Source organism: Campylobacter sp. RKI_CA19_01128, assembly GCF_025771175.1.
Lineage (GTDB): Bacteria > Campylobacterota > Campylobacteria > Campylobacterales > Campylobacteraceae > Campylobacter_D.
In genome coordinates this window covers 57,109-81,663 of record NZ_JAKMPU010000003.1, presented here as the reverse complement: position 1 = coordinate 81,663, position 24,555 = coordinate 57,109, and the positions used below count along the sequence as shown (strand labels likewise).

Below are 24,555 nucleotides of genomic sequence, written 5' to 3'. Positions count from 1 at the left end.
AAAAATAAAGAGCTAAAATGAGTCAAATTTCCATCATACTACCAACTTATAATGCGGAAAAATATATAGCTAGAGCATTAGAAAGTTGTATCAACCAAACTTTTAAAGATATAGAAATTATTGCGGTAGATGACCTTGGCAATGATAAAAGTATAGATATAGCTAAAGAATATACTAGCAAAGATGATAGAATAAAAATCATACATAATGAAGAAAATTTAGGAACTTTTGCTAGTAGAAATATAGGTGTATTAAATTCAAGTTCACCCTATATAATGTTTTTAGATCCTGATGATTATTTAGAGCTTAATGCTTGTGAAGTTGGACTTGAAAAAATCAAAAATGTAGATATGGTAGTGTTTGATGCATATGTACATAGAGTGAAATTTAAGAAATTTTATAGATTTAAACAAGATGGGCTTTTTAACAAAGATGAATTTTTGGAATTTTTACTTAAACAAAAACATTTTTGCTGGAGTGTTTGGGCAAAAGTATATAGGAAAAATTTGATTTTAAAAAGTTTTGAGTATGTTGATTTTAAAGAAAAACTTTGTTATGGGGAAGATGTGCTTTTTAACTATATAAATTTTATGCTAAGTGAGAGTTTTTTTGTATCGAAAGAATGTACATACCGCTATGAATTTAATGAAAATGGCAGATATGAAAACAAAAATAAAGAAATTTTATGGCAAAATTATAAAGATAAAAAAAGAACTTTTGAGCTTATAAGACAAATTCTAAATAATGATAAAAAACTTAACAAGAAAATATCTGATATTTTACAATACGAAATAAATGCTTTAAGAAATAGAGTGTTTTAGTAACTCTTTTAAATATATTTTTTTACTTATAAATTTTTGAATTTTGTTATTAATAATTTTACACTCCAACTGATCTAGATATTTATTTATATCCAAATTTAAATTTATATCATGAAAATCAGCAAAATGATAATCCCACCATTTTAATTTTAATAATCTTTCTATGGTTTTTTCATCAAATCTATATCTTATGATTTTAGCGGGTACTCCACCCACTATAGCATATGGTGGTACATCTTTTGTTACAACAGCTCTTTGTCCCACAACACAACCATTTCCAAGAATAATTCCTTGTTTTAAAAGAGCATCTTTTCCTATCCACACATCATTTTCTATGACTAATTTTTTTACTGATGAACTTGGATTGTAATCTTTTATAGGAAAATATTCACCTATTTTTTCAATTGAAGCCTTATTTACAAACAAATGGTTTTTTTCATAAGTAAAACTTGCTGTACTAATTCTATCTAATGGATGTTGATACCTAAACATTTCTACATTGCTAGCTATTGAACAATATCTACCAACTTTTACATAATAAGGTAAAATAGAACCTGTATAAGAAAATGAACCAATTTGATGTAAATGTGTTGAGAATCTACAGTATTCTTCTATACCCCCCCCCGTTAAAAGTTCTTGTGATACATATATAAAATATTTTTTAAATATCCTCAGTTTTCTTTCTTTTGTTTTTTTAAAAAAAATATTATTTTCATTTAATATATTTTCTATATTTTTATTAATTTCTATTTTGTAATAACTCATTAGCTTTTTTTAAATCCTCTGTTGTATCTATATCCAAACTATCTTTTTCATCCATTATATAGTAACTCGTTTTTTCTTGTAAAAAAGTTTGGTTATTTAAAAATAAATCTGACTTTACTATATAAATAGCACCATTGCTCATATAAGTTTTTGGTAATTTTTGTCTAGGCATAAATGGATATTTGTTATTACAAATTCCTTGCAAATTACCATTATCATCTATAAAAGCTTTTAAAATTTTATTATCACATTCTACAACACTTATTAATGCATTTGAGTTTTCATTTTTAAATTTTAAAAAAGCTTCATCTATATGTACATTTGTCCTTAAGGGAGAAGTGGGTTGTAATAAAACAATATTTTCATAATCTTTATAAAAACTCAAGGCATGCAATACAACCTTATCACTAGTTGTATCATCTAGTGCTAATTCTTTAGGTCTTTTTAACACATCTACACCTTGAGTTTGTCCATATTCTAATATATTATTACCATCGCTACTTAAAACAATTTTATCTACATACTTTGAATTTTTTGCCGCATTGATAGTATAATACAACAAAGGCTTATTATGTAAAAGAGCTAAATTTTTATTTTTTATACCTTTTGAACCAGTTCGAGCAGGTATTATAGCTAAAGTCATTTTTTATCCATGAATATTTTTTGCTTGTTTATAGCAAACAAAGTGTTATTTTTTAATAATTCATAAAATTGCTCAGAACTATTTAAAATTTCTAGTCTTTTATTTGTAATATTAGTGCATTTGCTAGTATTTAAAATCGCTTCTAATATATCTTTTTCCTTTGCATTTACTCTTATTGTTTTATTAATGTCAGTTCTACCATCTTGTCTTGAACCAACTAAAATTCCATTTACACCAAGATATATAGCTTCTTTTAAAATACAACTTGAATTTCCTATGATAAAATTGGCATTTTTTAACAGACTTATAAAATACTCAAATCTTAAAGAAGGAAAAATTTTAAATCTTTCATTATTTTTTAGCCTTTCATAGTTTTGCAAAATCAACTCAAATCCTAAATCGTTATTTGGATAAATAACTATATAATTTTTCTCACTTTTTATAAGGGCATTTACAAATTCTTCACTTTGTTTATACAAAGAGTTTATTTCGGTTGTAACTGGATGAAATATAGCTATAGCATAATTTTTAAATTTTATATCATAATATTTTTTTACTTCATCTAAAGATATAGTATTATTTAGCAATTCTAAATCAGGAGAACCTATAATAAAAATAGATTTTTCATCTTCACCCATTTGTATTAATCTTTTTTTTGCTATTTCATCATTTACTAAATGAATATGTGCTAATTTACTAATAGCGTGTCTTAAACTCTCATCTATAGTTCCTGAAAGCTCTCCGCCTTCTATATGTGCCACTAAGATATTATTTAAACTTCCTACTATAGCAGCAGCTAAAGGCTCCACTCTATCACCATGCACTACTATCAAATCAGGCTCTATCTCATGTATAAATTTAGAAAAACCATCTATTGTTGATGATAAAGCTTTATCCATTTGATAATACTTATCGTGATTTATATATTTATATATATTTTTAAAACCACATTTTTCTATTTCCATATAAGTAGAACCAAATTTTTTACTCATATGCATACCAGTTACAAATATAAATAATTCAAATTCATTTGAATTTTCAACTTTCATCATTAGTGATTTTATTTTAGAAAAATCAGCTCTAGTTCCACTAACAAAAACTATTTTTTTCATTCAAAATCATCCCAAGTTAGCTGTATATTATTTTTTATATCTTTTTTTGCTCTTTTTCCAAGTATGGATTCAAAATCCTTTGCACTTATGCCACCTTTTGAAGGTCTTTTTACCCAAATATTATCCATAGATAAAACTTCACCCTTTTTTATATCTTTAATACTTACTACACTAGCAAATGCAAAATCAATGGTTACTTGCTCTTCTTTTAAAGGATTTTTATTATTATCACCCATTAAAAGCACCATTTCTTGTGTTTGATTTATAAGATCTTTTAAGGCACTTTCATCCATAGAGCAAACTATATCAGGGCCTTTTCTATCCATGGTATCTGTAAAGTGTCTTTCTAGTACACTTGCTCCAAGAGCTATTGCGCCTATACACGCAAGATTGTTTGTGGTGTGATCACTAAGTCCATAAAGACAATTAAATTCTTTATATAATTCTAACATAGCTTGTAATCTTACTAAGTGCGATGGAGTGGGATATAAATTTGTAGTATGAAGCAAAACAAAAGGTATTTCATAGTCTCTAAGTATCTTAACTGTAGGTTTTATACTTTCTATGCTATTCATTCCGGTACTTATAATCATAGGTTTTTTAAATTGCGCTATATGTTTTATTAAAGGATAATTATTGCATTCACCCGAGCCTATTTTATAAGCACTTACACCCATATCTTCTAAGCGATTTGCAGCAGCTCTACTAAATGGAGTGCTAAGATATACTAAACCTTGTTTTTCTGCATACTCTTTTAAAGCTAGCTCATCTTTATAGTTTAATGCACATTGTTCCATAATCTCATAAATGCTAATATTTGCATTACCCGGTATAACATTTTTAGCTTCTTGACTCATTTCATCTTCGACTATATGAGTTTGGTGTTTTATTATCTTAGCTCCTGCTCTTTTAGCTGCATCTACCATAAGTTTTGCTATCTCCAAACTACCATTATGGTTTATGCCTATTTCAGGGATTACCAAAGGATTTTTCTGAGAAATAGTTAATTTATCTATTTTTATTTGCATATTTTTCCTTTAAGTAGTGTTTTATGTCACTTGGAAGCTTTACAAAGTCTCTTATTAGTTTATAATAAAAATTACTAAAAATTCTCCCATTTTTATCTTGTCTTATCTTAGCAATTTCCGCATAATGATAAGCACTAAAATTTGGAATTAATATATCATCAATAAAATCCTTTGGCTTTTCACTTAATATGAAAATATTATCAATATTTGGTGCAATATCAATATGTTGGCTCAAAATGGAATCTGGATTTAGAGAATATATTTTTACATCATAATTTTTTTGCAAAAAATCCAAAGCTTCTAAATCCATATCTCTACTGTGTTTATTGTATTTTGAATTTTTCGTATTAAATGCTGGTGCCAAGTTAATAATATTTTGTTTCTTGCTCTCAAAAGCATATTCCTGTAGGGTCTCATCGTAAAAATCAATACCCGTTAAATACAATTCTTTATAGTTTAAAGCTATGGCGATAGCACACATATAAATGCCAGAGGTTATTCTTCTATCATTATAAATTTCATTAAATTTAATAAATTCGTGAAACTTATGCAAGTCCCTAATTAAATCATATGCAAGCATTGCTCCAGGAAAATAATCGCTGAATTTATCTATAAAAATTTTATTCACCATATGATCCAAATTAAATGTTGCGCAAAATATATTATCAATATTATATTCATTTTTATTTTTTAAAACATTTAAAGTATAATATTGCTCTAAAAATAAACCGGGATTTGCGAATGCATATTTAATTTTATTTCCAAGATAATATTTTTTTTCAAAATAAAATTGATTTGTCCTAAAGACATCAAAATCTTTTGGCATCCGTTTATAATCTATTTTACTTAAGCTAGGACCATTGCCAGCTATAATGGCACTTCTTGAATTTCCATTCATTAACATATTCCTTAATCTATTATTTTTAGATATTATATCAAAAAACTTTTTAGGAATATATATGCAAATACAACAAAACAACCATTTGCTTTATAATAATCTAACAAAAAAACTAAGTTCACTTGTGCCTATAAAACCAATAAGAAGAAAATTAAGAAATCATATCCAATATAAGTTAGAACACCCTAAAGTAGCTAGTTATCTTTCAAAAAATTATGTCAATCCTTTTTTAGAAGGGAGAATTCCTCATTTTGATTTTGAAAAAAAACATCATTTTAAAAACGATAAAATCATTTGGCAATTTTGGTATCAAGGTAAAAATCAAGCTTCACCTATGATACAACAATGTTTCAATTCAGTGCAAAGTCAAATGAAAGATGACTACATAATCATCATTTTAGATAAAGACAATATAAAAGATTACCTTGATTTTCCACCATTTGTTATAGAAAAATTAGAAAATAATTTTTTTGGAGAAAAAACTATAACTTTTTTTTCAGATCTTTTAAGAGTATGCTTGCTTGCAACTTATGGTGGTATATGGTGTGATGCAAGTATATTTTTAAGCTCTAAAATTCCTAGTGAACTTTGCGATAAAGACTTTTTTACCTTTGAAAGATCAAAAATAAAACCTAGCAAAGAAAAATTGAAAAAATTTATTAAAAGTGGATATTTTTCTTATGGATATTTTAATTGGAATGATGATTTTAAGGTTAAAATGCTAAATAGTTTTATAATCTCAAAATCTCATCATAAAAATATCCAAGCCATGAAAGATACACTTATATACTATTGGTCAAATGAGAAAAATTCTAATAACTTTTATTATTTTACTTTTCAAATTATCTTTGAACTTTTAAAAGAACATGGCTTTATAAATGATACTTATAAAAACATGAGCGATATAGAATGTCATTTATTGCAATTTAGCGCCAAAGAAAAATTTAATTCAACTCTTTGGGAAGAAATTCAAAAACAAAGTTTTTTACACAAACTCACGCATTTTAAATCTATAAAAAAAGATTCAATGATAGATAAAATCATCTTGCAAAGTTGATTTTATCTAAAAATACCTTTTATTTTTTGGCAAATTTTCCAAAGATCATAAGGGATTTTTGTCTGGATAAAAGGTTTGATTATAGGTAATTTTTCCTTTAAATTTAAAGGATCTTTTTTAAATTTTTTAATCATCAAAGCCTTTTTTACATAAAAAGGCAAAAAAGCCTCTTTTATGGCTTGAGAATTTTCACTTTTTTGATCTTTAAAAAATTCTATCAACTCCAAAGCTGTTATCATCCTACTTGCTGCTTTTAAATAGTTTTTTGCCTCTTTAGCATTTTCTCCAAAAAATTCATACAAGTCTTTAAAATACTCTGACACATTTGCCTTTGTAACTTTTTTATCATGATTTGATATACTATTTGCCCTCAAACGGCATAAGTACAATCTTTTTGGTAAAATATAGATACTATCAGCACTCGCAAACAAAACCATGCCAAAATGAATATCTTCATTGATGATTTTGTTGATAAATTTAAGTTTTAATTGTTTTAAAAATGAAAAATCTATCATACCACCCCAGCTAAATGAGATATCCCTCGAACCTACTTTTATAGCTTGCTTAGCATAGTCTCTTGGAGTGATAGTGCATTCTTGAGTAAAATTAAATACATTCATTCTTGTTTTTTGACCCTTATCTTCTATACCATCATCATAAATACAAGCATGGTCAAACCATAATACATCTACATTTTGCATTCTCGCAACACACTCTTCTATGCAGTTTAACTCCCAATAATTATCAGAATCTAAAAAGATAATATAATCAATCTTTGGAATTTCTAATTTATCATCAATTAAAGTATTTTTGTACTTATAAATTTTATAAATATTTTGTGGATTATCGCCAATAATCTTAAAAATATTTAATTCATTTTCTTGTTCAATATGTTGTGTTTTATATTCACCATAAAAAAATTCTATACCTACATTTCTAGCACTACTTAAACCACCATTTTTTTTATCAAAAAGAGTGATTCTTTTGTCTTTTAAAGTGTATTCTTTTGCAATATTGAGTGAGTTCTCATCTGTGCTACCATCATTTACTAGTATGATTTCTAAGTTAGTATAAGTTTGATTGATTACACTATCTAAACATTCTTTTAGATATTTTTCTACATTGTATATGGGGATTACTACACCTACTTTTTTCATGCTTTATCTCCAAGTTGTTTTTTTATTTTTTATAGTTTCAAGATAAATTTGATGATTAATTTCAAGCATATTTTTGCTGTTTTCTTCATGGTAAATATGATAAGCTAGAGCATTAAATTTAAGCCTTTTAAACACTCCATCATTAAATAAAAATCTAGCTACAAACTCACTATCTTCCCTACCCCAGCCTATAAATTTTTCATTAAATCCCTCAATGGCTTCAAAATCACTTTTATAAAAGCTCATATTACAAGTTTTACTACCTTTAACAAGTTGTGATTTTTTAAAAAAAATCTTAGTTAGTTTTGAAAATTTATATATACATTTAGCTAAAAAAATATTTCTTTGATTTTTAAAACCTTTTTTATCAAATGCCAAACTAAAATCATTTTTGTTTAAAAGTTCTTTGCTTTCATTTTCATTTAAAATAGTTCTTGAGCCTTGCAAAATAGTCTTTAAACTAGCAAATTTTAAATGATCGCCGATGAAGTTTTTCTCTAAAATCATATCCCCATCGATTAAGATAATATATTCGCTATTAGAAGCATTAATTGCCTTATTGCGACTTGCCGCAGCACGAAACCCCTCATCTTCTTGCCAAATATGCTCTAACTTACAAGGAAAATCCTTTTGATAAGCTTGTATAAGTTTAGCCGTATCTTCCCTGCTTCCATCATCAGCTATTAAAACCTCATCTGGTAAAGGCTCTAAGTTTTTAACACTATCAAGCACCAAAGCAAGTCTTTCTTTTTGATTATAGGTTGTGATAATTAAAGCACAAGTTTTTGGCTTTTGCCTTTTTAGCTCATACAATTTCATATATTTAAAAAATGCTCCAAGACCATTGCAAGTACTTATGATAAAGCCTTTATAACCATAAAAAATTCCCTTTTTTAAAATATAATTTCTAAAAAAAGTCCAAATTCCTCTTAGCAATGCCTTGCAAACACTACTTTCTTTGTGTAAATTTTGCAAAGCCCAAAGCTTAGAATATTTTTGAAGCTTATCTAACAAACTATCGATATCATCAAATGTAAAATGCCTCAAACCATTTTGCAACTTAATCTTTTTGCTATCTTCATGCAAAACCAAACTCTCATGTACCAAATTTTCATTAAAACTAGTATGGGTTTTATTAAACACTCGCATTACATGATCAGGCCACCATCCACAAGCTTTAATCCACTCTCCATTGTATAAATTTTCTCTTGGCAAAGCTATGATATCTTCTTTATTAGGCTCAATTTGCCATAATTCTTGTAAAAATTCTTTCTTAGCAAGCTCATCTGCGTCAATATTAAAAATCCAATCATTGCTAGCATAACTTATGGCTAAATTTTTCAAAGGCCCAAAACCTATAAATTTATGTTGATAAATCTTGATATTTTTATAACTTTTACTAAACTCATAAGCAATTTTCAAAGTATCATCATTGCTATCATTTTCTATCAAAACGATCTCGCCAAATTCTTGCAAAGATTCCAAGCAAGCTTTTAAGGTTTTTTGAGCATTTTTAACAATCATTATCACACTAATTTGCTTTAAATCCATTTTATATCCTATAAATACAACTCATGGTTATATCTTTTAAATCTCTTATGAAAGAAAAAATACTCATCAGGTTTAAATTTAATCATCTCTTCACAACACTTTGCTTGATACTTAGTAAGCTCTTCTATACTTGCCTTACTTGCGTCTAAAGCCTTAAAAGTTTTTACAAAAAATTTCTCATCTTTTTGATACACAAAACAAGGTAAAATCATAGCATTTGTTTTTTTAGCAAGCACACTTGCACCTGCTATAAAATTTACTTCTTGATTAAAATATTGCACCTTTATACTTTCACCATCTACCGCATCTTGATCGGTTAAAATTCCAAGCGATCTACCTTCTTTTAAGGCTTTTAGCATTTTTTTAAGTCCACCTTTTTTCTCTATAAGCTCTATGTTAAACTGCGTGCGATTTTTACTTAAAATTTTATCCATTATCACGCTATCAAGCGCTCTTCCAACTATGGAAATTCCTTGAAACTTTGCCCCAAAAGATAAAGCCAAAAGCTCCCAGTTACCATAATGAGCCGTAGTTACGATCAGGGGTCTTTTACTTTGCATTATATTTAAAATTTGTTCCTCATCATCAAAGCAAATTTTATTGATGATTTCTTCTTTATTTGTATTTTGATTTTTGATAAAATCAATCCCAAATTTAGCAAAATTTTTATAGATATTATGGCTAGTTTCATCACGCCATTTTTGATCTTTTTCAGGAAAGCAAATTTTTAAGTTTGTATCAATGATTTTGCGGTGTTTGTGATTAAGTCTATAAGTGATTAAAGCAACCAAATTTGCAAAAGAGCTTAAAAGTTTTGAAGGTAAAATCTTCACAAGAGCTTTTAGTATATAAAAAAGGCTTAGATATATATAATTTATCATTTTTCTAAAAGCTCACAAGCAAGTTTAAAAATATCTTTTTCATCGATATTTTGTATACAAAAATCACTTCTATCAAATTTGAATTTAACATTAGTATCAAATTTTTTGCCCGCACTTATGGTTTTATTAATCTGAGTTTCAATGCACACACGACTATCCCATGTAGCGCCAAATATAGTTATAGAAGGTTTATTTAGCGCAAAAGCTAAATGAGTAGGTCCACTATCATTGCCTATAACCAAATCACTTATCTTTGTCATGCATATTAATTCTTTTAAAGATAGTTTTGGTAGTTGAATTAATGCTTGAGTTGAAGAATTAATAATTTGACTCAATTGAATTAATTCCTGTGATAAGCAATATTCTTTTTGATTGCCCCAACAAAGATAAATATTAATTTCTGAAAAAGCATTCACAAGCATTTTACACAATAATGCCATTTTCGTTATAGAATATATTTTATTATCTTCTGCAGAACCAACATGGATTAACACATTTTTTAAATTTTGATTGAAATCAATTCTTTGAATCAATTCATCTTTAACTTCTTCATCCAAAGGAAAAACTGCTTGTTTGTGATAAATTTCTTTATAGTCAAATTCTTCATTAAAAGCATAGTGTACGAGAGATAAATACCGAATGTACACATTTTCATTATAACTTACATCAAATTTTTGGCTATAAAAATTATGTGCAAAAGTTTCCCTTAAACCATTTTTATCAAAACCAAAAACATTAGAGCCTAAAATTCTACTGACCACAGCTGATTTAATCAAACCTTGCAAGTCAATCACAACATCATATTTATTTTGCCTGGCTTCAAAAAGGATCGCAAAGGTTTCTTTGAATTTTTTATCTTTTAAAGGTAACACATAAAGTTCATCTATCAAAGGATGATCTTGTAATAAATTAGCAAATCTTTTATCGACAAACCAATGAATTTCAATATTTTTGTTTATTTTTTTAATAAACTGCAAAACGATCGCAGATTGAATAATATCACCCAAAGCAGAAAGTCTTACAATTGCTATTTTCATTTTATATTAAACCTAATTTTAAATTTTCTGTTATGATTTTAACAAAGATTTTTTTAAAAAAAGGTTTATCATGCAAGAATATATTTGCGTTTTTGATTGTGAAAGCATTCCTGATATAGAATTGATAAAACATCTTTATGATTTTAATGGTGATGATTTAAGCATTAGCAAGCAAGCCTTAGAAAAACAAAAAGAAGAAAGTGGAAGTGAATTTTTACCCCTGCCTTTTCATAAAGTTGTAAGCATTTGTGCAGTAATTGCAGATAAATTTGGAAATTTCATCAAAGTCAATAAAATCAAAGGCGAAAATGAAAAGCAAATGCTAGAAGAGTTTTTAACTTCATAGACAAACACCAACCCCGCCTTGTAAGTTTTAATGGTAAAAGCTATGACATGCCTTTGCTTGTTATAAGAGCATTAAAATACAATATCAACGCAAGTGCTTATTTAGACGCAAGCGATAAATGGAATAATTATAAAAGTAAATTTGTAGAAAATAAACATTGTGATTTATTAGAATCTTTAGGAAGTTTTGGCCAAAAAGGCTTAAGACTTGACACACTTTGTGCTATGGCAGGACTTCCTGGAAAGTATGATGTACATGGAAATGAAGTATTAGAACTTTTTTATCAAAACAAATTAGAAAAAATTCACGAATACTGTGAAAGCGATGTGTTAAACACCTATATGCTATTTTTAAAATACGAACTCATCAAAGCTAATTTAACCCAAGAAGATTATCTTAATATTTTAGAAAATTTCAAAGAAGAACTTTTGCAAAAACATAGCGTTAAAAGCTATCAAAAGCCATTTTTAGAGGCCATAGAAAAAGAAAAGAGCAAGTTTTGAATTAATTAAGAAAAGTATATTAAAATAACTATTATTAAATATCACAAAAAGGATAAAAATGAAAATTTTAATCACCGGTGGCGCAGGATACATAGGCTCTCATACCTTAAAACAATTTTTAGAAACAAATCATGAAATTTGTGTATTAGATAATCTTTCAAAAGGCAGTAAAAAAAGCTTAGATGAACTTTCTAAAATCAGACCTTTTAAGTTTTTTGAGCAAGATTTAAGCGATTATGCTGGGATTAAAAAACTTTTCAAAGAAGAAAAATTTGATGCAATTGTGCATTTTGCAGCTAGCATTGAAGTTCCTGAAAGTATGGAAAATCCTTTAAAATACTATATGAACAATACCGCAAATACAAGTAATCTAATCCAAACTTGTTTAGAAACAGGTGTGAAAAAATTCATTTTTTCTTCAACCGCAGCTACTTATGGAGAACCACAAACTCCTATTGTAGATGAGCAAAGTCCATTAGCACCGATTAATCCTTATGGGCAAAGCAAACTAATGAGTGAAAAAGTCTTACAAGATGCTAATATGGCTAATCCTGAATTTAAATACTGCATTTTAAGATACTTTAATGTAGCAGGTGCTTGCATGAGTTATCCTATAGGTCAACGCTATCCAAAAGCTACTTTACTTATCAAGGTTGCTGCTGAAGTAGCCACAGGAAAAAGAGAAAAACTTTATATTTTTGGCGATGATTATAATACTAAAGATGGTACTTGTATTAGAGATTTTATCCATGTTGATGATATTTCAAGTGCGCATTTAGCTGCTTTAGAATACCTAGAAAACAATGAAAGTAATATTTTCAATGTAGGCTATGGGCATGGCTTTAGCGTAAAAGAAGTTATTGAAACCATGAAAAAAGTAAGTGGAGTAGATTTCACAGTAGAACTTGCACCAAAAAGAGCTGGGGATCCTTCTGTGCTTATTTCAAATGCGGATAAAATCAAAACTCTAACTAATTGGAAACCAAAATATGATGATTTAGAATTAATCTGTAAAAGTGCTTATGAGTGGGAAAAACAGTGTTAAAAAAACTTTTTTTCATACTCAATGCTCATGATAAGAAATTTTTATTTGCCTTACTAATTTTTTCTATTTTTATAGGATTTATAGAAAGCTTTGCTATTTCTTTGATCATGCCTTTTGTATCGGTAGCGAGTAATTTTGAGCTTTTAGAAAAAAGCTCCTATTTTCAACCTATCTATGAGTATTTTAATCTACCAAGCTATAAGATTATTGCTTATTTTGGCTGTATATTAATCGCCTTTTATATTTTTAGAGCCTTTTTAAATGCCTTTTATTTTCATTTGCTTGCGCGTTTTTCTAAAGGGCGCTATCACAGCCTTGCTTGTCGTATTTTTGATAAATACTTACATCTTGAATATGAAAATTTTACTAATAAAAATCAATCAGAACTTTTAAAAACCATCACTCAAGAAGTATTTCATTTAAGTACTTTAATTAGTGCATTTTTACTTATGTTAAGTGAAAGTTTTGTGGTGTTTTTGCTTTATACTTTATTGCTAATTATCAACTATAAAATCACTCTAGCTTTGAGTGCTTTTTTACTTTTAAATGCTTTTATTTTGATTAAAATCCTCTCACCCTTGGTAAAAAAAGCTTCCATAGCTAGAGAAGAGGCGATGAAAAATTATTTTGAAATTTTAAATGCAAATTTAAACAACCTTAAAATCATCAAACTCAAAACCAAAGAACAAAGCACACAAAAGCTTTATGAAATTCAAAGTGGGCTTTTTGCCAAAGCAAACATTAGCAATGAAAGCATGTCAAGCATTCCTAGAATTTACCTTGAAGGTATAGGTTTTTGTATGCTTTGTTTTATCGTGGTGTATTTAGTTTTAAGATATGAAAGTGATATTTCATCTATCTTAGCAACCATTACTATTTTCGTAGTAGCTCTTTATAGGCTTATGCCAAGTGCTAATCGTATCATCACAAGTTACAATGAAATCACATATTATAAAAACTCTTTAGATATTATTTATAATATGCTTAATGAAAAAGAAGAAAAGTTAGGCGATGAAAGTATTGAATTTAAAGAAAAAATCGTTTTGAAAAATCTTTTCTTTGCTTATAAGGGTAAGAAAAATTTATTTAAAAATTTAAATTTTGAGCTTAATAAAAATGAAAAAATCGCTTTTATAGGTAAAAGTGGAAGTGGTAAAAGTACTTTAGTTGATCTTATCATAGGGCTTTTAAAACCAAGCGATGGAGCTATTTTTGTAGATGGAATTAAACTTGATGAGAGCAATATAAAAAGTTTTAGAAGTAAAATTGGCTACATACCTCAACAAATTTATCTTTTTAATGATTCTATTGCTAAAAATATTAGCTTTGGAGAAGAAGTGGATGAAGCACTTTTGCATAAGGTGATCAAACAAGCTAATCTAGAAAGCTTTGTAAATTCACTTGAAGATGGAGTGCATACTAAGGTGGGTGATTCAGGTTCGTTTTTAAGTGGAGGCCAAAGACAAAGAATAGCCATAGCAAGAGCGCTTTATCAACAACCTGAAATTTTAGTTTTAGATGAAGCAACTAGCGCTCTTGATCAAGAAAGTGAAGCAAAAATCATGGAAGAAATCTATAAAATTTCAAAAGATAAAACCCTCATCATCATAGCCCATAGGCTCTCAACTATACAAGGTTGTGATAGAGTATTTGAAGTAAAACATGGGCACTTAAAGGAACAAGTATGAAAATCACTTTCATCATAGCTACTTTAAATTCAGGTGGTGCTGAAAGAGTATTGGTCACTTTAGCTAATGAGCTTTGCAAAAAGCATGAAATAAATATTATTAAATTTCACAAAGAAGACTCTTTTTACAAGCTTGATCCAAAAATCAAACTTTTTACCCTAGAGCAGTTTGACTTTTCCACTCTTTATAATAAAATAGCCTCACGCATTAAAAAATTCAAAGCCTTAAAACAAGCACTTAAAGACCATAAAAGCGATGTTTTTATCTCATTTTTAGATACTACCAATATCGCTTGCATTTGGGCAAATAAAGGCTCCAATACACCTTTAATTATTAGCGAGCATAGCTCTTATACTTATTTAAAATCTAAAATTTGGAAGTTTTTACGCCGTATAAGTTTTCCTCATGCAAATGCTTTAACCGTGCTAAGTAATGATGATAAAAAATACTATGAAAACTTTGTTAAAAAAGTTATCAATATGCCAAATCCTTGTCATTTTAGCCCCATTAAAGAAAATTTAGAAAAAGAAAATAATGTCATTTTCGTAGGCAGACTTGATCATAATAAAAATGCTTCTATGTTTTTAAAAGCCATAGCAAGGCTAGATACAAATTTACAAAAACAATACAATTTTTTCATAGCAGGCGATGGAGAATTAAGACAAGATTTAGAACAAGAAGCTAAGAATTTAAATATCAAGGTTAATTTTTTAGGTAAAGTTGAAAATATGCAAGAGCTTTATAAAAAAGCAAAAATAATCTGCCTTTGCTCTTTCATAGAAGGCTTGCCAACGGTTTTGCTTGAAAGTTTATATTATCAAGTAGCGCGTATTAGCACTAAATACACAAGCGGTCATAAAGATTTAATTGATGATGGAAAAGATGGATTTTTAGTAGATTTAGATGATGAAAAAGCTTTAAGCGAAAAACTCACGCTTTTAATGCAAGATGAAAATTTAAGAAAAACACTAGCACTTAATGCACAGCAGCGATGTAAAGATTACGAAGTGGCCAATGTAGCACAAAAATGGCTTGATTTAATCAAAGAAGTAAGGGTTTAAAATGAAAAAACTAGCAATTTTTATTTATTCTTTAGGAAGTGGTGGTGCTGAAAGAGTTGTATCTACGCTATTACCTGTGTTAAATTTAAAATATGAAGTACATTTGATTTTAATGAATGATAAAATATCATATGATATTCCTGAGATCAATATCCACTACCTTGAAAAATCAAATCCAAGCGAAAGTAATTTAGCTAAATTTTTAAAACTACCCTTGCTAGCTATGAAATACAAAAAGCTTTGTGAAGATTTAAAAATCAATTTACAATTTGTATTATTAAATAGACCTAATTATATTGCTTTAATGGCAAAATCCCTAGGACTTAAATCAACCCTTATTATCAATGAATGCACCACTCCAAGTGTGATTTATAAACATAATAATCTAAATTCTTTTATTAATAAATTTCTTATTAAAAAACTTTATAATAAAGCAGATTTAATCTTAGCAAATTCTATAGGAAACAAAGAAGATTTAATACAAAATTTCAATATAGAGGCTAAAAAATGTGATATTTTATACAATGCCATAGATTTAGAAAGCATTATAGAAAAATCTAAAGAAGAAATAGACTTTAAAGAACCTTTTATACTTAGTGTTGGCAGACTTGATCATGGTAAAAATCATGCTATGCTTATAAGAGCTTATGCAAAAGTTAAAACTGATTTAAAATTAATCATTTTAGGCGAGGGTATTTTAAAAGATGAGCTTTTAGCTTTAATAGAAACTTTAAATTTAAAAGACAAGGTCTTTTTACTAGGTTTTGATAAAAATCCTTATAAATACATGAGCAAATGTGACTTTTTTGCTTTTGCCTCAAGTTTTGAAGGCTTTTCTAATGTTTTAATCGAATGCCTAGCTTGTAATACTGCCGTGCTTTGCACTGATCATAAAAGCGGCGCAAGGGAGCTATTTTTAAATGATGAGTTTGGACTTTTAGTAAAAGTAGATGATGAAAAAGCCATGCAAGAAGGCTTAGAAAAAATGTGCAATGATGAAGCATTAAAAGCTTCATATAGACAAAAGGCTTTTTTGCGTGCAAAAGAATTTGATAAAATTAGCATAGCAAAGCAATTATTTGAATTTTTCAACAAGGCATAAAATGAAACTACAACAAAATTTCACGAATAATAATTCTATAAAATATACCTGTATTTTAATCCTTATAGCCTTTGCTTTTAGTGTTTTGTGTAGATTATACTGGGTAGCTTGGGCAAGTGAGTTTTATGAGTTTTTCTTTAATGATCAACTCATGATTACTACTAATGATGGCTATGCTTTTGCAGAAGGCGCAAGAGATATGATAGCAGGTTTTCATCAACCTAATGACTTATCTTATTTTGGAAGCTCACTTTCTACTTTGACTTACTGGCTTTATAGTATTTTGCCTTTTAGCTTTGAAAGTATTATTTTATATATGAGTACTTTTTTTGCTTCTTTGATTGTTGTGCCTATTATATTAATCGCAAGAGAGTATAAACTCACTACCTATGGCTTTATAGCAGCCTTGCTTGGAAGCATTGCAAATAGTTATTATAACCGCACTATGAGCGGGTATTATGATACAGATATGCTAGTATTAGTTTTACCAATGCTTGTTTTACTTACTTTTATACGCTTAACTATTAATAAAGACATTTTCACCCTACTTTTAAGTCCAATTTTCATCATGATTTATTTGTGGTGGTATCCATCAAGTTATTCTTTAAATTTTGCTATGATAGGACTTTTTGGACTTTATACTTTAGTATTTCATAGAAAAGAAAAGATTTTTTATCTAGCTATTGCTTTAATGATCATAGCTTTAAGTATGCTAGCATGGCAATATAAACTTGCTTTGATTGTATTATTATTTGCTATTTTTGCTTTTAAAGAAGAAAAAATTAATTTTCATATGATTTGGGCTTTGATTTTTATTAGCATTTTGATTTTACATTTAAGTGGTGGCTTAGATCCTGTTTTATATCAACTTAAATTTTACGTTTTTAAAGCTTCTGATGTACAAAATTTAAAAGATGCTGCCTTTATGTATTTTAATGTTAATGAAACTATTATGGAAGTAAATACTATCGATCCTGAAGTATTTATGCAAAGAATTAGTTCTAGTGTTTTAGTATTTATCCTTTCTTTTATAGGTTTTATCTTACTTTGTAAAGATCATAAAAGCATGCTTTTAGCTCTACCTATGCTTGCACTAGGTTTTATGGCTTTAAGAGCTGGACTTAGATTTACCATTTATGCAGTTCCTGTGATGGCTTTGGGTTTTGGGTATTTTTTATATACATTTTTTAATTTTTTAGAAAAAAAACAAATCAAACTTAGTCTAAGAAATAAAAATATCTTACTCATACTCATTGCATTTTTTAGTATAAGCCCTGCTTTGATGCATATTTATTATTATAAATCCTCTACTGTTTTTACTTCTTATGAAGCTAGTATTTTAAATGATTTAAAAAATAAAGCTCAAAGAGAAGATTATGTTGTTGCTTGGTGGGATTATGGTTATCCAATACGCTATTATAGCGATGTAAAAACCTTAATCGATGGTGGAAAACACCTAGGAAAAGATAATTTTTTCTCATCTTTTGTCTTAAGCAAAGAACAAATTCCAGCGGCCAATATGGCAAGACTTAGCGTAGAATACACTGAAAAATCTTTCAAAGAAAACTATCCTGATGTTTTAAAAGCTATGGTTAAAGACTATAACCAAACAAGTGCTAAAGATTTTTTAGAAAGTTTAAATGATAAAGATTTTAAATTTGATACCAATAAAACTAGAGATGTATATATTTACATGCCTTATAGAATGCTGCGTATTATGCCTGTGGTGGCACAATTTGCAAATACAAATCCTGACAATGGAGAGCAAGAAAAAAGTTTATTTTTCTCCCAAGCTAATGCCATAGCTCAAGATAAAACCACAGGTTCTGTTATGCTTGATAATGGAGTAGAAATTATTAATGATTTTAGAGCTTTAAAAGTAGAAGGTGCAAGTATACCTTTAAAAGCTTTTGTGGATATAGAATCTATCACTAATGGCAAATTTTATTACAATGAAATTGATTCAAAAGCTCAAATTTATTTGCTCTTTTTAAGAGAATATAAAAGCTTTGTGATTTTAGATGAAAGTCTTTATAATAGTGCTTATATACAAATGTTTTTATTAAATCAATACGATCAAGATTTATTTGAGCAAGTCACTAATGATGCAAGAGCAAAAATTTATAGGCTAAAAAGATGAAAATAGGAATTTTAACCCATAGTGCAATGAGTGTGTATTATTTTCGTCTTGCACTCATTAGGGCTTTAGAAAAAAATAATCATGAAGTTATAATCATCACTCCAAAAGATGATTTTGCTATTAAATTACAAGAACTAGGCTATAAGGTTTGTTTTTATGATTTAGCTAGATCAAGTGTCAATCCTTTGATTGTTTTTAAAAATCTACTTAGTTTAAAAAATACACTCAAAAGTTTAAATTTAGATCTTTTACAAACAAGTGCTCACAAAAGCAATACAACAGGTATCATAGCAGCTAAAATGGCGGGCATTAAATATACTTTTGGTTTGGTTGAGGGCTTAGGAAGTTTTTATATAGATGATGATTTTAAAAGCAAATTAGTAAGAATGAGCATTAATTTACTTTATAAAATTTCTTTTAAACTTGCTAATGGTTTTATTTTTGTCAATGAAAGCAATGCTTTATTTATGAAAAATTTAGGCTTAAAAGAAGAAAAAATCAAAATCATCAAATCCGTAGGACTAAATTTAAAACAATTTTTACCTTTAAAAATTAGCACAGAAGAAAAACAAGCTTTTTTAAAAGAACACAATATGCCTGATAAACCTATCGTTTTAATGATCTCAAGAGCGCTTTGGCATAAAGGCATTAAAGAATTTTATGAGGCAAGCCAAATTTTAAAAGATAAGGCAAATTTTGTTTTGGTAGGCGGAAGGGATGATAATAAATCTTGCGCACCATTAGAATTTTTAAACTCAAATGATGTTTTTTATCTTGGTGCAAGAAGTGATATTGCACATTTATTAAATTTATGCGATATTTTTGTTTTACCAAGTTATAAAGAAGGCTATCCAAGAACGGTTTTAGAAGCACAAGCTTGCAAAAAAGCATGTGTTGTAAGTGATGCTGAGGGTTGCATTGAAGCAGTGGATAATGCCATAGATGGTTTGATTTGCAAATGCAAAGATAGTAAAGATTTAGCTGAAAAAATCGCAGTTTTATTAGAAGGTGAAAAACTAAAAAATACTTTAGCGCAAAATGCTTTTCTTAGAGCGCAAAATTATGATGAAAATATCATAGCTTTGAAATATCTTGACTTTTATAGGGGTTTTACAAATGTATAAAAATGGTTTAAAGCGTGTTTTTGACTTTTTTTTAGCTTTGATTTTGTTGATTGTTTTTTCACCCTTTATAGTGCTTATAGGTATTGTTTTAAAAATCGTTCAAGGAAGTGTGCTTTTTAAACAAGCAAGACCAGGATTAAATGAAAAAATTTTTTATATTTATAAATTTAAAACCATGAGTGATGAAACCGATGAAAATGGAGAATTACTTCCTGATGAATTACGCTTAAAGCCTTTTGGCAAACTAGTTAGAAGCTTGAGCTTAGATGAATTACCACAGCTTTTTAATGTATTAAAAGGCGATATGAGCTTCATAGGCCCAAGACCTTTACTTGTAGAATACTTGCCCTTATACAATCAAGAGCAAAAAAAACGCCACGATGTAAGACCAGGTATTACAGGTTGGGCACAGATTAATGGACGCAATGCTATTTCTTGGGAGCAAAAATTTAAATATGATGTAGAATATGTGCAAAATTGCTCTTTTTTATTTGACCTTAAAATCTTTTTTATGACTATTATTAAAGTTTTAAAAAGAAGTGGGGTTAATAAAGAAGGAGTAGCTACAACGGATAAATTCAATGGACACAACTAAAAGTATTTATATATATGGTTCTAGTGGGCATGGTTTAGTCTGTGCTGATGTGGCTAGAAATTTAGGATATGAAAAAATCATCTTTTTAGATGATAATAAAGGCTTAAAATATCACTCCAACTTAGAAAAACACGATATGTTTATTGCTATTGGTGCAAACTCTATTAGAGAAAAACTTTTCAAAAAAGCAAAAGAAGATGGATTTAGATTAGTAAATTTGATACACAAAAGTGCTATTATTAGTCCAAGTGCTTTTTTAGATGATGAGGGTATTTTGATCATGCCAAATGTCGTAGTTAATGCTAAAGCTAGCATTGCAAAAGGTGTGATTTTAAATACTGCTTGTGTGATTGAGCATGAGTGTTTTGTAGATGAGTTTAGCCATATTAGCGTTGGAGCTAAACTAACAGGAAATGTAAAAATAGGAAAGCGTTGTTTTTTAGGAGTTAATTCAAGCGTTATTCCTTGTATGAGTTTAAATGATGATATAACTTTAGGCGCAGGAGCAGTTGTAGTTAAAAACTTAACTTCTAAAGGCATTTATGCCGGAGTTCCTGCTAAGAAAATAAAGGAGGTAAAATGAGATTTTTTCTATCAGCACCACATATGAGTGGAAAAGAATTAGAATACATACACAAAGCTTTTGAAAGTAATTATATAGCACCTTTGGGTGAGTTTGTTAATGCCTTAGAACAAAGTATTAAAGATTATACAAAAAGTTCCAACGCACTTGCTCTAAATGCAGCCACTGCAGCCATTCATCTAGCTTTAAGAGTTTTGGGTATCAAAGAAGGTGATGTAGTTTTAGCTTCAAGTTTTACTTTTATTGCTTCAGTAGCGCCTATTTCTTATATGAACGCTACGCCTGTGTTTATTGATTGTGATGAAACTTATAATTTAGATGTAAATTTATTAAAAAAAGCTATCAAAGAAAGTCCTAAAAAGCCAAAAGCTCTCATTTTAACACACCTTTATGGTAATGCTTCTAAAATGGATGAGATTGTCCAAATTTGTAAAGAAAATGAGATTTTTTTAATCGAAGATGCCGCTGAAGCTTTGGGAAGTTTTTACAAAAATAAAGCTTTAGGTACTTTTGGGGATTTTGGAGTATATTCTTTTAATGGTAATAAAATCATCACAACAGGTGGTGGTGGTATGCTTGTGAGTGAAAATCATGCTAATCTTGAAAAAGCAAGATTTTATAGCACTCAAGCTAGAGAAAATTGCCTTCATTATGAGCATAAAGAATACGGCTATAATTATAGAATGAGCAATATCTTAGGTGCAATCGGTACTGCTCAAATGGAAGTTTTAGAAGAAAGAGTGAGTAAAAAGCGTGAAATTTATAGCTGGTATAAAGAATTTTTAAGTGGCACCTTTACTTTTTTAGATGAACTTGAAAATACCAAGTCAAATCGCTGGTTAAGCACTGCTTTGCTTGATTTTGATTTAAATAAACTTAATACTTATGAAAAACATTGTATATGTGAAAATAAAAATATTCAAATTCAAGATAAAATTTTAAAAATCATACAAGTTTTAAAAGATAATAAAATCGAAAGTCGTCCGCTTTGGAAACCAATGCATTTACAAGAACTTTACAAAGGTTGCGATGCTTACTTAAATGGCAATAGTGAGTTTTTCTTTAGCAATGGAATTTGTCTTCCAAGCGCAACTACTATGAGTAAAGCTGATGTAGAGGAAGTTTCTACTTTAATCTTAAACACCTTAAAGGACTAAGATGGATTATAAAAGCAAACGCTTAGGTTTTTTCCTAGGCGCTGATATTTTACTTTTTGTTATAAGTATTTATTTGTCTTTTTCTTTACGCTTTAGTGCAGACATCCCAAGTGAATTTTATGAAGGTATGTTTAAAAGTGCTGTGATTTTGATTTTACTTAAAATCATTTTTCTAGCTTTTTTTAAAATTTATCAAGTTGCTTGGAGATTTTTTTCACTTAATGAGGCACGTAAATTAGTTATCGCTTTAGCTTTAGCTGAACTTGTATTTTTAGCAATTTATTATTTTTATGATGATTTTTTTAACCCTTTTCCAAGAAGCGTTATAGGAATAGACTTTGTTTTATCTTGTATGCTAATTGGAAGTTTGCGTATAAGCAAAAGAATGATAGTTGATTTTAGAAAGCCAAAATACAACGAAGAACATCCTTGTATAGTAGTTGGTGCCACTTCAAAGGCTTTGCATTTATTAAAAGGAGCCAAAGAAGGAAGCTTAGGACTTTTCCCTGTAGCTGTGGTAGATGAGCGTAAAAATTTAATAGGTACTTATTGTGATAAATTTATAGTTGAAGAAAAAGAAGCAATTAGAAAATATACCGCTGAAGGTATTCATACTGCTATCATTGCTTTAAAACTTGAGCAAGAAGAACTTAAAAAGCTTTTTGATGAACTCATTGCTTATGGGATTAATGATATAAAACTTTTTTCTTTTACGCAAAATGAAGCAAGAGATATAAGCATTGAAGATTTATTAGCGCGTAAGCCAAAAGATTTAGATAATGCTTGTGTGATTGATTTTATCAAAGATAAAATAGTTTTAGTTAGTGGAGCTGGTGGAACTATAGGAAGTGAGCTTTGCAAACAATGCATTAAATTTGGCGCAAAACACTTAATCATGCTTGATCATAGCGAGTATAATTTATATAAAATCAATGAAGAATTAAGCTTACATAAAGAAAAAATCGAACCTATTATGATGAGTATATTAGACAAAGAAGCATTAGAAAAACTTTTACAAGAAAAAAACATAGATTTGATTTTACACGCAGCAGCTTATAAACACGTGCCTTTGTGTGAGCAAAATCCACATTCAGCTATTTTAAATAATATCATAGGTACTAAAAATTTAATCGATCTTGCAAAAACTTACAAGGTTGCTAAATTTGTTATGATAAGCACTGATAAAGCTGTAAGACCAACTAATATCATGGGTTGTACAAAAAGAATTTGTGAGCTTTATGCGCTAAGTTCAAGTTGTGAAAATTTTGAAGTAGCTTGTGTGCGTTTTGGTAATGTTTTAGGCTCAAGTGGAAGTGTCATACCTAAATTTAAAGCTCAAATTGCAGCTAATGAACCACTTACTCTTACTCATCCTGATATAGTGCGTTATTTTATGCTTGTGGATGAAGCTGTGCAACTTGTTTTACAAGCTGCTGCTATTGCTAAAGGTGGAGAATTATTTGTACTTGATATGGGTGAACCTGTTAAAATCATGGATTTAGCTAAAAAAATGCTTTTACTTTCTAATAAAAAGTTAGAAATTAAAATCACTGGACTAAGAAAAGGTGAAAAACTTTACGAAGAGCTTTTAATCCATGAAGATGATTTGAAAACTCAATATGAAAGTATATTTGTTACCACTAGTGAAATTAAAGATTTAAAAATTTTAAATCAAGAAATAGAAAGATTACTCCAAAGCACAGATCCTGCAAAAGTTTTAAAGGAAATTGTGCCTGAGTTTAATCACAATAAAAATGGAGAGTGATTAAATTCTAATTTTATTTTTAAATGGTATAATATAAACTTTTAATTGATTAATAAAAATAAAAACGATACAATTACACTTTTATGTAATTACATCAAGACAAAGGAAAAAAAGTGAAGTTATTAGTAGTTGATGATAGTTCTACCATGAGAAGAATAATCAAAAACACTCTTGTAAGATTAGGCCACAAAGATGTTTTAGAAGCTGAACATGGAGTTGAAGCTTGGGATTTGCTTTCACAAAATGATGACATAAAAATTTTAATTACTGACTGGAATATGCCTGAAATGAATGGCTTAGAATTAGTAAAAAAAGTAAGAGCGGAAGAAAAATATGCTGATATGCCTATTATCATGGTAACTACAGAAGGTGGTAAGGCAGAAGTTATCACAGCTTTAAAAGCAGGTGTAAATAACTATATTGTAAAACCTTTTACACCTCAAGTATTAAAAGAAAAACTTGAAGATGTTTTAGGAACAAACGAAGGCTGATTATA

General features: G+C 28.6%; 21 protein-coding genes and 2 pseudogenes. 14 read left to right on the top strand and 9 right to left on the bottom strand.

Annotated features, from left to right (window positions below):
* Nucleotides 1-17 precede the first annotated feature (17 nt).
* Nucleotides 18-821, top strand: a complete 804-nt coding sequence (locus L8U98_RS03310) for a glycosyltransferase family 2 protein (RefSeq protein WP_263691862.1) — start codon at nucleotides 18-20, stop codon at nucleotides 819-821.
* Here the strand turns inward: L8U98_RS03310 and L8U98_RS03305 are convergent.
* From L8U98_RS03305 to L8U98_RS03285, 5 genes are read right to left on the bottom strand one after another with little or no spacing between them, the layout of a single operon-like run.
* Nucleotides 801-1,586 carry a CatB-related O-acetyltransferase gene (locus L8U98_RS03305; RefSeq protein WP_263724934.1) on the bottom strand — a complete coding sequence of 262 codons (786 nt, stop codon included), beginning with the start codon at nucleotides 1,584-1,586 and terminating at the stop codon, nucleotides 801-803. The genes L8U98_RS03310 and L8U98_RS03305 overlap by 21 nt on opposite strands.
* Complete coding sequence (locus L8U98_RS03300; protein WP_263724933.1) at nucleotides 1,561-2,229, bottom strand: cytidylyltransferase domain-containing protein; 669 nt, start codon at nucleotides 2,227-2,229, stop codon at nucleotides 1,561-1,563. Before L8U98_RS03300 ends, L8U98_RS03305 begins: the two co-directional genes overlap by 26 nt.
* Complete coding sequence (gene neuC / locus L8U98_RS03295) at nucleotides 2,226-3,341, bottom strand: UDP-N-acetylglucosamine 2-epimerase (RefSeq protein WP_263724932.1); 1,116 nt, start codon at nucleotides 3,339-3,341, stop codon at nucleotides 2,226-2,228. Before neuC ends, L8U98_RS03300 begins: the two co-directional genes overlap by 4 nt.
* Nucleotides 3,338-4,369: a sialic acid synthase gene (gene neuB1 / locus L8U98_RS03290; RefSeq protein ID WP_263724931.1), complete on the bottom strand. Its 1,032-nt coding sequence runs from the start codon at nucleotides 4,367-4,369 to the stop codon at nucleotides 3,338-3,340. Before neuB1 ends, neuC begins: the two co-directional genes overlap by 4 nt.
* On the bottom strand, nucleotides 4,350-5,273 hold the full coding sequence (locus L8U98_RS03285) for an alpha-2,3-sialyltransferase (protein ID WP_263724930.1): 924 nt from the start codon (nucleotides 5,271-5,273) through the stop codon (nucleotides 4,350-4,352). The genes neuB1 and L8U98_RS03285 overlap by 20 nt, the downstream gene beginning before the upstream one ends.
* A 55-nt stretch (nucleotides 5,274-5,328) precedes the next feature.
* On the opposite strand from L8U98_RS03285, the gene L8U98_RS03280 reads away from it, so the two are divergent.
* Nucleotides 5,329-6,324, top strand: a complete 996-nt coding sequence (locus L8U98_RS03280; protein ID WP_263724929.1) for a capsular polysaccharide synthesis protein — start codon at nucleotides 5,329-5,331, stop codon at nucleotides 6,322-6,324.
* Here the strand turns inward: L8U98_RS03280 and L8U98_RS03275 are convergent.
* The 4 genes and pseudogenes from L8U98_RS03275 to waaC all read right to left on the bottom strand — a co-directional run bounded on the left by L8U98_RS03275 (nucleotide 6,308) and on the right by waaC (nucleotide 10,950).
* Nucleotides 6,308-7,481 (bottom strand): annotated as a pseudogene (locus tag L8U98_RS03275) (glycosyltransferase family 2 protein). The gene L8U98_RS03280 and the pseudogene L8U98_RS03275 overlap by 17 nt on opposite strands.
* Nucleotides 7,482-7,484: 3 nt before the next feature.
* The gene (locus tag L8U98_RS03270) at nucleotides 7,485-9,032 is read right to left on the bottom strand and encodes a glycosyltransferase family 2 protein (protein ID WP_263724928.1); all 1,548 of its coding nucleotides are present in this window, start codon (nucleotides 9,030-9,032) and stop codon (nucleotides 7,485-7,487) included.
* 8 nt (nucleotides 9,033-9,040) lie between these two features.
* Complete coding sequence (locus tag L8U98_RS03265) at nucleotides 9,041-9,913, bottom strand: lipid A biosynthesis lauroyl acyltransferase (RefSeq protein WP_263724927.1); 873 nt, start codon at nucleotides 9,911-9,913, stop codon at nucleotides 9,041-9,043.
* The gene (gene waaC, locus L8U98_RS03260) at nucleotides 9,910-10,950 is read right to left on the bottom strand and encodes a lipopolysaccharide heptosyltransferase I (RefSeq protein ID WP_263724926.1); all 1,041 of its coding nucleotides are present in this window, start codon (nucleotides 10,948-10,950) and stop codon (nucleotides 9,910-9,912) included. The genes L8U98_RS03265 and waaC overlap by 4 nt, the downstream gene beginning before the upstream one ends.
* Nucleotides 10,951-10,982: 32 nt before the next feature.
* On the opposite strand from waaC, the pseudogene L8U98_RS03255 reads away from it, so the two are divergent.
* From L8U98_RS03255 to L8U98_RS03200, 12 genes and pseudogenes are all read left to right on the top strand, one after another.
* Nucleotides 10,983-11,799, top strand: a pseudogene (locus tag L8U98_RS03255) (3'-5' exonuclease).
* A 58-nt stretch (nucleotides 11,800-11,857) separates the two neighbouring features.
* Nucleotides 11,858-12,844 (top strand): UDP-glucose 4-epimerase GalE, encoded by a 987-nt coding sequence (galE, locus tag L8U98_RS03250; RefSeq protein WP_039626879.1) that lies wholly within the window; start codon nucleotides 11,858-11,860, stop codon nucleotides 12,842-12,844.
* Entirely contained in the window at nucleotides 12,838-14,532 is a 1,695-nt protein-coding gene (locus L8U98_RS03245) for an ABC transporter ATP-binding protein (RefSeq protein WP_263724924.1), read from the top strand. The genes galE and L8U98_RS03245 overlap by 7 nt, the downstream gene beginning before the upstream one ends.
* Nucleotides 14,529-15,593, top strand: coding sequence for a glycosyltransferase (locus L8U98_RS03240; protein ID WP_263724923.1), 1,065 nt, complete (start codon nucleotides 14,529-14,531; stop codon nucleotides 15,591-15,593). Before L8U98_RS03245 ends, L8U98_RS03240 begins: the two co-directional genes overlap by 4 nt.
* Before the next feature lies 1 nt (nucleotide 15,594).
* On the top strand, nucleotides 15,595-16,695 hold the full coding sequence (locus L8U98_RS03235; protein WP_263724922.1) for a glycosyltransferase: 1,101 nt from the start codon (nucleotides 15,595-15,597) through the stop codon (nucleotides 16,693-16,695).
* 1 nt (nucleotide 16,696) lies between these two features.
* Complete coding sequence (locus L8U98_RS03230; protein ID WP_263724921.1) at nucleotides 16,697-18,835, top strand: STT3 domain-containing protein; 2,139 nt, start codon at nucleotides 16,697-16,699, stop codon at nucleotides 18,833-18,835.
* Nucleotides 18,832-19,959, top strand: coding sequence for a N,N'-diacetylbacillosaminyl-diphospho-undecaprenol alpha-1,3-N-acetylgalactosaminyltransferase (gene pglA, locus L8U98_RS03225; protein ID WP_263724920.1), 1,128 nt, complete (start codon nucleotides 18,832-18,834; stop codon nucleotides 19,957-19,959). The genes L8U98_RS03230 and pglA overlap by 4 nt, the downstream gene beginning before the upstream one ends.
* A complete protein-coding gene (gene pglC, locus L8U98_RS03220) occupies nucleotides 19,952-20,554 on the top strand; it encodes an undecaprenyl phosphate N,N'-diacetylbacillosamine 1-phosphate transferase (protein WP_087685512.1) in 603 nt (200 codons plus the stop codon). The genes pglA and pglC overlap by 8 nt, the downstream gene beginning before the upstream one ends.
* Nucleotides 20,541-21,137, top strand: coding sequence for a UDP-N-acetylbacillosamine N-acetyltransferase (pglD, locus tag L8U98_RS03215; RefSeq protein WP_114640582.1), 597 nt, complete (start codon nucleotides 20,541-20,543; stop codon nucleotides 21,135-21,137). Before pglC ends, pglD begins: the two co-directional genes overlap by 14 nt.
* Nucleotides 21,134-22,294 carry a UDP-N-acetylbacillosamine transaminase gene (gene pglE / locus L8U98_RS03210; RefSeq protein ID WP_263708548.1) on the top strand — a complete coding sequence of 387 codons (1,161 nt, stop codon included), beginning with the start codon at nucleotides 21,134-21,136 and terminating at the stop codon, nucleotides 22,292-22,294. The genes pglD and pglE overlap by 4 nt, the downstream gene beginning before the upstream one ends.
* Before the next feature lies 1 nt (nucleotide 22,295).
* Nucleotides 22,296-24,059: a UDP-N-acetylglucosamine 4,6-dehydratase (configuration-retaining) gene (gene pglF, locus L8U98_RS03205; protein WP_263724919.1), complete on the top strand. Its 1,764-nt coding sequence runs from the start codon at nucleotides 22,296-22,298 to the stop codon at nucleotides 24,057-24,059.
* Nucleotides 24,060-24,172: 113 nt separating this feature from the next.
* Nucleotides 24,173-24,550: a chemotaxis response regulator CheY gene (locus L8U98_RS03200; protein WP_039619063.1), complete on the top strand. Its 378-nt coding sequence runs from the start codon at nucleotides 24,173-24,175 to the stop codon at nucleotides 24,548-24,550.
* Nucleotides 24,551-24,555: the final 5 nt, after the last annotated feature.